The organism is Sphingomonas gellani (assembly GCF_900110035.1).
Classification (GTDB): Bacteria; Pseudomonadota; Alphaproteobacteria; order Sphingomonadales; family Sphingomonadaceae; genus Sphingomonas; species Sphingomonas gellani.
The window spans coordinates 124,202-136,501 of the sequence record NZ_FOCF01000009.1 but is presented as its reverse complement, the minus strand read 5'-3'; the positions used below and the strand labels follow the sequence as shown (position 1 = coordinate 136,501).

Sequence of the window (12,300 nt, the reverse complement as noted above, 5' to 3'; positions counted from 1 at the left end):
GATCGTGCCGGTGGATCAGCATGCCCCGGAACCGCCGTCAAACCGGAATCAATCGTTCGGCTCGTCTTCCTCGATCACGTCGTCATGCGCGTCCTTCACGACGTTCAGCACGAAGACGGCGACGATCACCGCGACACCCACGCCCAGCAGCACCGACAGGATCGTCAGCACGCCCGCTGACCCGTGATTGATCGTGAAGCCCATGATCGCCATCCGTGCTACAGGTGGACGAAACGGCCTATCGCCATCCGCATCGCCATCCTGCACGATATGGGGCATAGACGCCATCGCGATGCCCCCTCACAGCCTTTCCCGCCCGAACGGTGGATCCTTCGCCACCGGCCTTGCCACCCAGATGCGGGTGATCGGGGCGCTGCTGATGCGCGAACTGCACACCCGCTACGGCCGCGAGAATATCGGCTATCTGTGGCTGATCGGGGAGCCGCTGATGCTGGCGGGGGTGATGGCCCTGCTCCATACCAGCGGGCACACCGCCTATGGCAGCGACATCAAGCCGCTGCCCTTCATCGTCGTCGGCTACACGACCTACATCATGTTCCGCGGGATCGTGAACCGGTCGGATTCCGCGCTGACCTCCAACGCGCCACTCCTGTACCACCGCATGGTCACGATCTTCGACATCGTGGTGGCGCGCGCGTTGCTGGAGGCGGCAGGGACGTTTCTCGCCTATTCGGTGCTGATGGCGCTGCTCTGGAGCGCCGGACTGGTGGCGCTGCCGGCACGGCCGCTCTTCTTCTACGCAGCGCAAGGGCTGATGTTCTGGTATTCGCTCAGCCATTCCATGATCATCGCATCCATCACGTTCCACAACCGGACGATGGAGCGGCTGGTCCACCCGTACACTTATTTCATGATCCCGCTGTCTGGCGCCTTTTTCCAAGTCGAGATGGTGCCCGAACCCTATCGCTCATGGCTGATGCTGGTGCCGTTGCCACACATCATGGAACTAGCCCGCTATGGTCAGTTCAACAGTGCCAATCTCGATTATTGCGACCCATGGTATGTGGTCGGGGCCTGCATGATCTTGACCTGGGTCGGGCTGGTGACGATGAGAATCTACCGCAACAAGGTCCATCTGAACTGATGATGGGCACAAGGGCGAATTTCGTTTCATGAACATGCACGGCATCATCGAGCCCGTTGAATTGGGCCGACCGACGCGTCCATCGGCATTCCGGCGCGCATCCGACTGGCTGCGGCGCAACCGCATGCTGTTCTTGGTTGTGGTAGTGCCCACCCTGCTAGTCGCGGGCTATCTGTACCTGTTCGCTTCCGACCAGTATGAATCCGAGGCACACTTCCTGGTTCACGGCGCCGAAAGCACGCCCCAGCCCGGCATCGGCGTCAGCCAGGTCATCAGCATGGCGACCGGGATCAGCGCCGGCCAGAACGAGGCCATGAGCGTCGCGGACTATCTGACCTCGCACAATGCGGTGGACCGGCTACGCCGCGAAGATGCGCTGGTGCAGCGTTTCCAGCGGCAGGGCGTGGACCTGCTCAGCCGGCTGTGGGGCAATGATCCGACCCCCGAACGGTTGTTGTCCTATTACCGGCGGCAGGTGAAGGTCGAATACAACACCGAAACCGGCATCACTGTCCTTCGGGTTCATGGCTTCACGCCAAGAGACTCCTACGATCTCGCCCGCAAACTGCTAGCCATGGGCGAGCAGCGGATCAATCAGCTCAACGCGCGCAGCTACAAGGATGCCGTGGCCTTGGGGCAATCCCAGCTCGCCGCGGCCGAACGGGACTTGGCGGCCAACCAAGCGTCCATGACGCGGTTTCGCCAGAGCCGCGCCGACATCGATCCCCAAGCGTCCGGACAGGCACAGATCGGCCTGGTCACCGACCTGACCGGCCAGTTGGCGGCTGTGCGAGCGCAGCTCAACGCGATGCGCGGATTGATCAGTTCCAACAGCCCGCAGGTCCGCGCCCTGCAAAGCCGCGTGCGTTCGCTGAGCGCGGAACTGGCCGCCCAGTCGGGCCGGTTGACCGGATCCGACAACACCATCGCCGGCGACATGGCGGGGTATGAGGGCCTGAAGCTGCGCCAGCAATTCCTGGCCAAGCGATACGACGCGGCCGCCAGCGCGCTTCAGCAGGCGCGCGAGCGTGCCATGCGCCAGCAACTCTACGTTGTCCGGGTCGTGGACGCGAACATGCCGGTCAAGTCCCTGTACCCACAGCGTTTTCGTGTTCTGGCCACGGTGCTGGTCAGCCTATTGCTGATTTATTCCATCGGCTGGCTGATCGCCGCGGGCGTGCGCGAACACGCCGCCTGATCATTTCAGCGGCAACAGCGATACTGAGGCTTTTCATGGAGCATTATCTCGATCGCCTGACGCATCGGCGTGTCGCCCTGATCGGCGACCTGATGCTCGATTGCTATATTTCCGGCGATGTCCGGCGCATCTCACCCGAGGCACCGGTCCCGGTGCTGCAGGTGAGCGGGCAACGATCGGTTGCGGGGGGTACCGCCAACGTGGCAACCAACCTTGCCGCACTAGGACTTCAGGTCAACGTGGTGGGCGTGGTCGGCGATGACGATGCGCGCCAGGAACTGGTCACGCTGCTGGCGACCGGCGGCGATATCGACTGTTCCAGTATCGTCACCATACCCGGCCGGCGGACGATCAAGAAACTTCGTATCATCGGCGCACACCAGCAGATCGTGCGGGTGGACCAGGAGGACACCGACCTCCTCGCAGCCGAGCACGAGGCCGCGATCATCGCCGCGGCCCGCACAGCCATCGACGCGTGCGACGTCGTGGTGATCTCCGACTATGGCAAAGGGGTCTGCTCCGACGCGGTGCTGTCTGCAGTACTGGCCCATGCCAGGCTGCGGTGGAAGACTGTGCTGATAGATCCCAAGCGCACCGATTTCTCCGCCTATCGCGGGGCGTCCATCATCACGCCTAATCGCAAGGAACTGTTCGAAGCGACCCGGCTGCCCTGCGAAACCGATGCCGAGGCCCGGATCGCAGCCGAACGCGCGCAGGAGGCATGCGGTGCGGCCATCCTGCTGACCCGGTCGGAAAAGGGCATGTCGCTGTTCCCGCTCGACGGCGCGCCCCTTCACCTGCCCACGGTGGCACAGGATGTGTTCGACGTATCGGGCGCAGGTGATACGGTGATCGCGGTCGTCGCCGCGGCTGTTGCCGCGGACATACCGCTCGCGGATGCCATCCGCATGGCCAATCATGCCGCCGGGATCGTCGTGTCCAAACTGGGTACCGCCTGCGTCACGCGAGACGAGCTCGCGGCTTCGCTGGCGGCGGAGAATGCCTCGCCATCGGTTAATGACGGCCGGTTGCTGGACTGGAACGACTTGGTGGCTCAGCGCTGGGCCTGGGCAAGGGAAAAGCTGGTGGTCGGCTTCGCCAATGGCTGTTTCGACCTGCTGCATCCCGGCCATGTGTCGCTGCTGCGGCAGGCGGCCGCCTGCTGCGACAGGCTGGTCGTGGCGCTCAACTCCGACGCCTCCGTCCGGCGACTGAAGGGCCCGTCGCGGCCGGTACAGGACGAGGGCGCGCGTGCGTTGGTCATGGGCGCCATTCGCGGCGTATCGGCCGTGACCCTGTTCGACCAGGACACGCCGCTGGAACTTATCACTGCCCTGAAGCCCGACGTCATTGTGAAAGGTGCGGACTACACGGAAGACCAGGTGGTGGGCGGCGACGTCGTTCGCGCACGCGGAGGCCGGGTGATGCTTGCCCGGCTGGAGGCGGGACATTCCACCAGCCGCCTGGTGGCGGTCGCCAACCGAAGCTAGGCGATCGCCGCCTCGGCTGCGGCCAGCACCTCGGCCCAGCCGATATCCGTCACACAGGCGATGCCCTTGCCGCACTCATCGGCATCGTGGAACAGCGCACAGCCGGCACAGGGCACCCTCCGGCTGATTACGACACCCGTCTGTTCCTGGCTCCACTCCGCCCAGCCGATACGTGCGCAATGAATCGAAACCACCGGAGTGCCGCGCAACGCCGCCAAGTGCTTGGGCCCGGAGTCATTACCCACAAACAGCTGCGCGAAGGAAAGCAGCGCGTCGAGCTGGTCGAATGCCAGCCGGCGATCGATCACGATCAGCCGGTTTTCCGCGTGAAGCTCCGCTGGCAGGGTCCCGGCCACATCCGTGCCTTCGGCCAGCAGCACGACCTTGCCGGGATGACGGTCCAGCCACGCACGGGCGAGTTCGGGGAAACCGGGCCATCGGCTGAACACGACGCGCGCGCCTGTGTGCAGCACGACGAACGGCTCGTCGGGGCCGAGGCCGAGCGTCGCCAGATGGTCACGCCCAAGCTCGGAACGCCGCACGATATGGGCGCCGGTCGCACACAAGGTGCCCAGCCGCTCCACCAGCGCCAGCACACGACCCGACTGCGGGGCCGCATCGCCATCCCCACGCGGATCGCGAACGCTGCCAGAAATCCCCCCGTCGAGCCAGGGGCTGTTCCCATGGTCGAAGCCGAAGGTCAGCCGTGCGCCCGTCAGCTGCAACAACGGGCGCGAAACGTCGCTGGTCGCCAGATCGATTGCCACGTCGAACCGGTAGGCGGCGAGGCGTGCCGCCAGCGCCTTCTGCGCGTCGGCGGTCATGATACGACGCCGGCGGTCGGGATCGTCGGGAAAGTCGGCGACCAGCACCTCGTCGAACAGGCCGAGGCTGCGGGCAAGGTCGGCGTTGGCGCCGGTAACCAGCCCGACAATCTGCGCGGCCGGGAACAACGCCCTCAGCCTTTGCAGTGCCGGGACAGACACCACCATGTCGCCCAGCTGGTCCGTGCGCAGCACCAGAATGGCGGCCGGTGCGGGCATCAGCACCCGGTGGACGGAGCGCACCACGCTGGGCAGGGCACGAACCTGCTGTTCCACCGAACAACCGTTGCCCGGCGACAGCGTCACCCGGCCATCGCTGTCGAACGGCGCGGTGTCGCCCGCAGGGACCGGTGCGGCAACCGCAATCCGCTCGACATGTCGGCGTGTCCATCCATCGGCATCGGCCAGCACCAGGTCTAGACGATGCAGCCCCGCCGGTATCGCGGACAGGTCCACCCACAGGTTGAATACCGCCTTCATCACCGCGGGGTCGGCGGTGGGGACCATCTCCATCGGCTCGCGGGCGATCACCTGCTCGTCGATCATCACCGTCGCCTCGACAAGCGGCCGGTCGCAGAAGCAGGTGCCGTGGATCGCTTCCACCCCCGACAACAACGGAACCATGCCCTTAGCCGTCCGGGCTCGCCGTCCGCCCAAACGACGAAGGCGTATGGCATCGAGCGGCCCTGTCGACTGCGGCTCGATCGGGCCGGGGAGCAGTTCGGGTACGGGCACGTCGCCGGTCCATTCGTCCGACAGGTCAAGCGCCGCCTCCCGCTTCGTCAGCTCGGCAAGCTCGCGCTGCGGTTCCGGCCAGCCGGGCGCGAGCTTGACCGCCCGTGCATAGTGCGCGCGGGCCTGAGCGAGCCGGTCGACCCTTTTGTTAAAATGGCCGAGCTGAAGCTGGAGATCGGCATCGCCGGGGGCCAGCCGCTCGGCTTCCGCATAATGTCGTGCGGCCGCGCCGAAGTCACTCGCTTCCTTGAACATGTGGCCTGCCTGGACGTGCACGCCTACCTTGCCGGGTGCGAGCGCAAGCGCGGCTTCGTAGAGGCCGGCCGCCTCACTGTGCCGGCCCGCATCGCGCATGTCATCGGCTTGGGCGAGCAGCCGGGCCACCTCACGCGAACGGGGCAATCGGACGACACGGTGAAGGCTGCGTACCAGCTGGGCTACCGGCCCGCCCGTGCGGCCCCCCTCCCGCATCAAAAGGCGAAGCTACCCAGGTAGAAGTCGGGCTGATCGGGATCGCACGACTGGTCGACAGGTCCTGGAAAGAGCTCATGAGTCCAGATCACGTCATACAGCGCTCGATTGACGAACGTGACCTCGATTACGTTGGGCACCACGGTGTTCGCAAAGCTGGAATAACCGCCCCACACATTACTGTGCACATGGACGACTGTGAAATGCCGGCCGACTTTTTCCAGACAGCGATCGACCAGTTCGCGATGATCGCGTTCCGCCAGCCCTTGGAAATAATGCAGTTCGCATACGATCCAAGCGAGCCGGGACAGATCCTCCTCCGACGTGGCATCGAACACTTCCCACTCGCTGTTCTCGATATCCATCTTGAGCAGCAGGTTGGGGCGCTCCGCCCCCTTGTCATGTTGCCGGATCAGGTCGCCGAGAGACTGGGTATCAGGACCGGAAACACGGTCGATCCGCTTGGCCTGAAACACCATGCGCGGATCGTCGGGCGCCGGATCGGTCACGGTGTGGTCGAACTGATGGACGGTCAGCCCGCGTCCGGCGACGTCCCGGTCCCAGCTGATGTCGTCGTTGATGCCGAAGGAAAAGGCGGTATCGAGCCCTTCAAAATCGTCGGGGCAGATATAGCCGCCATCGGCCGACCTGCCGAGCCGCACCTTGCCGATGCCGGTCAGCACGTGGGGGCGCAGTCGGCGCAGGATGCGGCGCGTGTCACGGGCGAACCGCTCCGGATTGCGGCCTGCCTCGCCCAGATTGTCATGAGGCGGTTCATCAAGAACGCCGGACACGCGGGTCAGCACCGGGGCGGCATCCACCACCAGCTCCGTTGCGCCGTTGACGTAGATCCGGAACTCCAGCTGGTGAATCTGCCGCAGCACCGCCATCAGGGTGAAGCGCCGCAGCCCGGTTGACAGGTCGGACGTGCGGATCGGGCGGTCGGCCAACAGAACCTTACCATGGTCGCCGGTGATCTCAATCGTGGCGCACGCAACATCGTCCGATCCGTCGCCCTCCGCCAAGGCCAGCTCGAACGTGACCTGATACACACCGTGGGTCGTCGACCGGTAAGGGCCGTAGACGGCATGCCCATGCCGCCCCGCCACTGTCCGCCACAGTTCGCGCCCGTCACGGTGGATCGGCTGGACCAGCGTGTCGTCGATCATGCGCCTGCCTTCCCGCGTCAGTTGCCCGTCACCGCGCGCGCGGCGACAAAGGGCGAAAAGAGCTGGTTGATGATAGACACGAACTTGGCCGTCCGGTTGATGCCGGCGTTGCTGACGTAGAGCACGTCCTTGTCGCGCATGGCGAAGCGCTGGGCGAGGAAGTAGCTGGACGGTTCAAGCAGGTTCAGCCGGTAGATGACGGGCCGCTGAGCCAAGGGGGATTTCGATAGGGCAGGAGGGGCGCCCGTCCCCGGAACAACTTGCGCCTCCGGCGCCGGATCGTAGCGGAACAGGAACACCGAACGGGGATTGGCGGCCGCGTCGTTGGGACCGCCTGCACGGGCCACCGCCTCAGCCAGCGTCAGGTTGCTCTGATCAAAGGATACCTGTGACGGCTTGTTGGCGGCGCCCAGTACCACATAGGTTTGAGGCTGCCGGAGCAGTTCCACACGGTCGCCCGGTATCAGGACCAGATCGTCGGGAGAGGCGGCGCGGACCCGGTCCAGCCGCTGCTGCACCTGCTGTCCGTCGCGGGTGACGCGCACCACCATGTCCTGCGTCTGCGCCACGCTGCCGCCTGCGATGCCGATCGCATCCAGCAGCCGCTCGCTCTGGAGGCTGAGCTCGACCCGACCCGGCCGGCGCACGTCCCCGGTGACGTATACCGTGCCGCTGAGATTGTTCTTTACCGCCACCACGACCTGCGGGCTTTGCGACTTACCGCGATAGCCACGCTCGATCAGCTGTTCGATTTCACCCGGTGTCCGACCGGCGACGTGAATCGTGCCCGCATAGGGGAGGCGGATAGCACCGTCGCGATCTACCACCACCGTGGGGAAACGCTGCGCCTGAGCAGACGGGTCGTACCCGTCGGCAGAACCGCGCGGAGCGCCAAACAACGATGCGCCCACCTCGAATACCGCGATGTCCAGCTGGTCGCCGGGACCCACCGTGTCATTGCGGCCGGAACGTGTCAGGGTGACAAGGCCGGGTACGCCCGCCTGCACGCCCGCATCGGTAGCGGCGACACGGGCGACAACGGCGTTGTCAATGTCGACCACCGTCATGCCGATCGCGTTGTGATCCGCCTCGGTTCCGCGCAGCACTTCCTTCGCGGTCGGCCCGCTAGCCGGCAGAGACGCACAGCCAGCCAGCAGCACCATACCCGACAAGGCTGTGCCAAACCGCGCACGACGTTGATGTTGGCCGAAAAACATGCACTCTCAATCCCGTGGAGCCGCGCCACAGCCATCGCCCGGCCAGGGTGCAGGGAAGCAGCGGCGCCAAGCTCCTATCGCGCCCCGACCTTTCACTCAAGCGGACCCCGCTTAGGCTTCGGGTCACGCGGTCGGCAGGAGCCGTCAGGCGGCCAGCGTCTGAAGCCGGTGATGGACGTCGTTGGCCTCCTCGATATCATCGTAGAAGACCAGGGTGCCACCGTAGACCACGGCACCGCGCCGGCAATATTGGCGCAGAGTTCCCGGATCGTGACTGACCATGATAAGCGTTGCGTGATCGCGCCGGTGGATCAGCGCCTCTTCGCAACGCATGCGGAACCGTTCGTCGCCCGCGCCCGTGACTTCGTCGACCAAGTAGCAGTCGAAATTGATCGCCAGCGAAATGCCGAATGCCAGCCGGGCGTTCATACCCGCAGAATAGGTTTCCACCGGCTGGTAGAGGTACGGGCCGAGCTGGGCAAAATCCTCGACATAGTCAATGACGTGCTGCTCGTCCTGATTGTAGATGCGGGCAATGAAACGAGCATTGTCGGCGCCGGTCAGGCTTGACTGGAAACAGCTACCGTATCCGATGGGCCAGGAGGTCGTCATGGATCGGCGCACATTGCCGGTGGTCGGAAACTCCACCCCGGCAATCATCCGCATCAGTGTGGATTTTCCCGCACCGTTGGCACCGCAGATGCCGATACTGTCGCCCTGCGTGATCGTGAAATTTAGGTCGGAGAACACCTGCTTATGGAATTTCTGAATGTGGTATGACTTGGACACGTTCTCGAAGACGATCACCACATGCTCCCGGCAGCCATCGGCCATCCTGTTTCCGGGACATGTCCCGGCTCTTGCGCGCTTTAGCGTATGATGCGGTTTCCCGGCAACGATCCCCTGTGCATGGAAAACCGAATGCTGGTGGCATCGGCCACGGGTGTCGCCACCTATGCCCGTGCGCTGCGGGTCGCGCAGCAAAGCCTGTCGAACAATGCGCTGCTGCTGAGCGGCGGGCGGGCGAGCGCGCCCGACAGTTCGCAATCGCGCCTGGACCGCTGGCGCCGATCGCTGCGTTCGGTCGTGCCGGCGGGCGCCCGGGCGCACGCCGGTGCGGACGGCTTCGTTCGCCAGGACCTGTTCCGGCTCGGCCAGGCCTTTTTCACACTGCACGGCCGCCTGATGCCCGTTCACGTCCCCGGACCGGCGGGAATCATGCATTGGTCCTATCCCGTGCCGCTGCGCGTGACCGGATGGCGGAACCTGTACACCGTGCATGACGTGATCCCGCTCACCCATCCCGAACTCAGCCCGATCGATGCCGTTCGCCACCGGCGCCTGCTGCATCAGATCGCCCAATGCGCCGACCGGCTGGTTACCGTATCCCGCGCCGCGGCGGGGGAGATCGCCACTACGCTGGACCTGTCGCCAGAAAGAGTGGTCGACTGTTCGCAGCCGGTCGCGGTCGAAAGCATCGACGCCTTGCCGCCACTGCCGCCAGGGCTTGAAGCCGGACGCTATTTCCTGGTCTGCGGCACGGTGGAGCCGCGTAAGAATGTCGGGCGGATCGTTGCCGCCTACCGCAGAAGCAAAAGTACGATGCCACTTGTGATCGCCGGTCCGGACGGTTGGCACGCGCAGGATGTCGCGGTTGCCATCGCTCAAGCGCCGGGCGTCACGCGGCTGCATTATCAAAGCCGCGCCGCGATGCTAGGACTGCTGGCGCGGGCAAGGGCGCTGCTGATGCCGTCGCTGGCCGAAGGGTTCGGCCTGCCCGTGGCGGAGGCGATGGCCCTCAGCACGCCGGTGTTAACCAGTGCGGGGGGGGCGCTAGCGGAAACTGCGGGCAAGGCCGCACTGCTGGTCGATCCGCTGGACGTCGCCGCCATCGCGGCCGCCATTGCCGAACTGGCACACGACGATGCGCGATGCCACACGCTTGCCGCGGCCGGCCGAACCCGGGCACACTTGTTCGATGCGGCCTCGTTCGCCGACCGGCTGGCCGCTGTTTACGGCAGCCTGAATGGCCGAGGTTGACGCGTCACCCATGGATGCGCACAGGCCGTTCGTTCGTATCCGGCGAGCTTCCTGACAGCCGCCTCTTGTTATTGGAAGCAGCATGGACGAGCCGTCCGGCCAGTCGCTAGATCCGTTCGAGTTCCACGGCCACCCGGCCAGCTGCATCGCCGGACTCGGCGGCTCCGTGCCACTACCCGATCCCAGCTACGCCTTTCACACGCCCTATGTGCCCGTAGCGCGCGGCCATGCCCATTTCCTTGTCCGGTTTGCGAACCTGCAGGCTCGGCGTGGGTCGCTGGTGTTACGTGTCCACATGCTGCCCGACGAACCCGGCGCAACCGCTCAGCTGGTGACCAGCCACCGCGTCCAGCTGAACTGGCTGGCTCACCATGGCGGCGAAACCCAGCTGCGGTTCGAGGCGTTTCGGGGCGCGCGCTATGCCCTGATGGGCGTGGTTCCCGACCAGCTCGACGCCCACGCAGAGGGCTTGTCCATCATCCTCGACCGGCCCGCAACTGCGGAGGATCTGGCCATCACGGGCGATGTGGCCGAGGCACGATCAACGATCTTCGGCAGCGCAACAGTGAAGCCGGTGCCGGTGCCGCTGCTGCTGTCGCTCGATGCACCGTCCTTCGCCCAACCGGTGTCGCAGCCCTGCACTGCCAAGCAGATGCGCGAAACGACGTTTCGCGATCGGTGCCGGTCACTCGGTCTGCCAACCGACACCCCGGAAGACTGGCAAAGAGCCTATGCCGTTCAGGCGCTGGACCGCTATGGCATGATGCAACCGGGTGCGCGCGGCCTGATGCTGGGACAGGATCATGCGGTTGTCCGCCGGGCGCTGGAAGCAGCGGGTGCCTCCTGCCATCGGCTTTCCTTGCGGGACACATCCTCACAAGGAGAACCCGCCGACGGCTTCACGATCGATCCCGCCACCTTGCCGGGGGAGTTGTACGGGTTCGATTTCCTGCTCTCGATCCGGGTCACGGACGGGCTGGGTGATGGCCGCACGGCCGCCTTGTTCCTTGAACAAACAATGGAATGTCTGCGGCCGGGCGGGCTGGCCGTGCATATGATGGGGTATCATCCCGCTTCTTCGACCATTCCGACAGTGACGTTCGATCGCAACGGTTTGGAGCGCGTCGCCGTGGCGCTGATCTCGCGCGGGCACCAGGTGGCCCGTATGAAGCCGGCATTGGCCCAACATCGCGTCATGGCTGGGGAGGGAGGGGTTGTCCCCTTTGGCCTGATCACGCAGCGCGCGGCCCTGATCCGATAGCCAATAGCGTCGAACGCGCCTGTGGCTTGCATGTCACAGACGCATCTATTGTTTCACCAACACAGGAACGCAGCGGGACCAGTCTCGTTGCGCCTGCGACAGTTGTTGAGTGAAAACGAGGAATACCATGAAGAAACTTCTGCTTCTGTGCGCCACGACCGGCCTGATGGCGGCGTCTCCGGCCTTGGCTCAGGATGCGTCCATGGCCGCGTCGCAGAATGGCGACATGGTCAGCACCAATGGCACCACGTTCCGTGGCTTCCGTGTCGAAGGGAACTTTGGCGGTGATCGTTTTCAGTCGCAGGGCGTGCACAACGACAAGTTCGGCTATGGCGCAACCATCGGTTTCGACGGGCAGATCGGTGACCGTATCGTGGTCGGCCCCGAAGCGAGCCTGTGGCGAGCGAGTGAATGGACCGAGAACTGCACCGGCGGCGTCGCTGGCGGTTCCGTCTGCCACAAGTCATTTGGTGAACTGGGCATCGGCGTGCGCGCCGGCGTGCTGGTCACACCGCAGATGCTGGTGTTCGGCAAGGGCGGCTATGTGTCCAACGAGCAGCGGAAGCGCTTCGACGCGCCGGCTGGCCAGAGCAGCTACTACAATCATGTTAACAGCGACGGTTATCAGGTCGGCGGTGGCGTCGAATTCTCCATGGCCGACCGTTTCCAGGGCCCGCTCTCGGGTCTCTATGTCAATGCACAGTATGTGTATTCCAATTACAACGATCACACCTCGCGCCAGCGGGTGATGGGCGGCATCGGCATTCGCTTCAAGTAATCATGACCGGCG

At 64.8% G+C, this 12,300-nt stretch carries 11 protein-coding genes; 6 read left to right on the top strand and 5 right to left on the bottom strand.

The features are described 5' to 3' along the window. Positions 1-48: 48 nt before the first annotated feature. Positions 49-288, bottom strand: a complete 240-nt coding sequence (locus tag BMX37_RS18565; RefSeq protein ID WP_139198116.1) for a hypothetical protein — start codon at positions 286-288, stop codon at positions 49-51. Positions 289-292: 4 nt separating this feature from the next. Between BMX37_RS18565 and BMX37_RS15785 the strand changes: the two genes are divergently transcribed. The 3 genes from BMX37_RS15785 to rfaE1 all read left to right on the top strand — a co-directional run bounded on the left by BMX37_RS15785 (position 293) and on the right by rfaE1 (position 3,793). After that, positions 293-1,105, top strand: a complete 813-nt coding sequence (locus tag BMX37_RS15785; RefSeq protein ID WP_170842028.1) for an ABC transporter permease — start codon at positions 293-295, stop codon at positions 1,103-1,105. A gap of 124 nt (positions 1,106-1,229) precedes the next feature. Further along, positions 1,230-2,303, top strand: coding sequence for a KpsE/RkpR family capsule polysaccharide export protein (locus BMX37_RS15780; protein WP_244501635.1), 1,074 nt, complete (start codon positions 1,230-1,232; stop codon positions 2,301-2,303). A 35-nt stretch (positions 2,304-2,338) separates the two neighbouring features. Further along, positions 2,339-3,793, top strand: coding sequence for a D-glycero-beta-D-manno-heptose-7-phosphate kinase (gene rfaE1 / locus BMX37_RS15775; RefSeq protein WP_093666737.1), 1,455 nt, complete (start codon positions 2,339-2,341; stop codon positions 3,791-3,793). On the opposite strand, the gene BMX37_RS15770 is transcribed toward rfaE1, so the two are convergent. The 4 genes from BMX37_RS15770 to BMX37_RS15755 all read right to left on the bottom strand — a co-directional run bounded on the left by BMX37_RS15770 (position 3,790) and on the right by BMX37_RS15755 (position 9,016). Then, positions 3,790-5,706, bottom strand: a complete 1,917-nt coding sequence (locus BMX37_RS15770; protein WP_170842027.1) for a glycosyltransferase family 9 protein — start codon at positions 5,704-5,706, stop codon at positions 3,790-3,792. The two genes, rfaE1 and BMX37_RS15770, sit on opposite strands and share 4 nt — an antisense overlap. A gap of 116 nt (positions 5,707-5,822) precedes the next feature. Continuing rightward, positions 5,823-6,992: an FkbM family methyltransferase gene (locus BMX37_RS15765; RefSeq protein WP_093666735.1), complete on the bottom strand. Its 1,170-nt coding sequence runs from the start codon at positions 6,990-6,992 to the stop codon at positions 5,823-5,825. A 17-nt stretch (positions 6,993-7,009) separates the two neighbouring features. Further along, positions 7,010-8,209, bottom strand: coding sequence for a polysaccharide biosynthesis/export family protein (locus BMX37_RS15760; RefSeq protein WP_244501634.1), 1,200 nt, complete (start codon positions 8,207-8,209; stop codon positions 7,010-7,012). Positions 8,210-8,353: 144 nt separating this feature from the next. Then, on the bottom strand, positions 8,354-9,016 hold the full coding sequence (locus BMX37_RS15755) for an ABC transporter ATP-binding protein (protein WP_093666783.1): 663 nt from the start codon (positions 9,014-9,016) through the stop codon (positions 8,354-8,356). 114 nt (positions 9,017-9,130) lie between these two features. Here BMX37_RS15755 and BMX37_RS15750 point away from each other — a divergent pair, with 114 nt between their 5' ends. From BMX37_RS15750 to BMX37_RS15740, 3 genes are all read left to right on the top strand, one after another. Then, complete coding sequence (locus tag BMX37_RS15750; protein ID WP_170842026.1) at positions 9,131-10,249, top strand: glycosyltransferase family 4 protein; 1,119 nt, start codon at positions 9,131-9,133, stop codon at positions 10,247-10,249. A gap of 82 nt (positions 10,250-10,331) precedes the next feature. Next, the gene (locus BMX37_RS15745; protein WP_093666732.1) at positions 10,332-11,510 is read left to right on the top strand and encodes a hypothetical protein; all 1,179 of its coding nucleotides are present in this window, start codon (positions 10,332-10,334) and stop codon (positions 11,508-11,510) included. 127 nt (positions 11,511-11,637) lie between these two features. Beyond that, complete coding sequence (locus tag BMX37_RS15740) at positions 11,638-12,288, top strand: outer membrane protein (RefSeq protein WP_093666731.1); 651 nt, start codon at positions 11,638-11,640, stop codon at positions 12,286-12,288. Positions 12,289-12,300 lie beyond the last annotated feature (12 nt).

Excerpts from the sequence above, each read along its gene's own strand:
- BMX37_RS18565 (WP_139198116.1), bottom strand. The coding sequence starts at position 288 with ATGGCGTCTATGCCCCATATCGTGCAGGATGGCGATGCGGATGGCGAT.
- BMX37_RS15785 (WP_170842028.1), top strand. The coding sequence starts at position 293 with ATGCCCCCTCACAGCCTTTCCCGCCCGAACGGTGGATCCTTCGCCACC.
- BMX37_RS15780 (WP_244501635.1), top strand. The coding sequence starts at position 1,230 with ATGCTGTTCTTGGTTGTGGTAGTGCCCACCCTGCTAGTCGCGGGCTAT.
- rfaE1 (WP_093666737.1), top strand. The coding sequence starts at position 2,339 with ATGGAGCATTATCTCGATCGCCTGACGCATCGGCGTGTCGCCCTGATC.
- BMX37_RS15770 (WP_170842027.1), bottom strand. The coding sequence starts at position 5,706 with ATGCGCGATGCGGGCCGGCACAGTGAGGCGGCCGGCCTCTACGAAGCC.
- BMX37_RS15765 (WP_093666735.1), bottom strand. The coding sequence starts at position 6,992 with ATGATCGACGACACGCTGGTCCAGCCGATCCACCGTGACGGGCGCGAA.
- BMX37_RS15760 (WP_244501634.1), bottom strand. The coding sequence starts at position 8,209 with ATGTTTTTCGGCCAACATCAACGTCGTGCGCGGTTTGGCACAGCCTTG.
- BMX37_RS15750 (WP_170842026.1), top strand. The coding sequence starts at position 9,131 with ATGCTGGTGGCATCGGCCACGGGTGTCGCCACCTATGCCCGTGCGCTG.
- BMX37_RS15745 (WP_093666732.1), top strand. The coding sequence starts at position 10,332 with ATGGACGAGCCGTCCGGCCAGTCGCTAGATCCGTTCGAGTTCCACGGC.
- BMX37_RS15740 (WP_093666731.1), top strand. The coding sequence starts at position 11,638 with ATGAAGAAACTTCTGCTTCTGTGCGCCACGACCGGCCTGATGGCGGCG.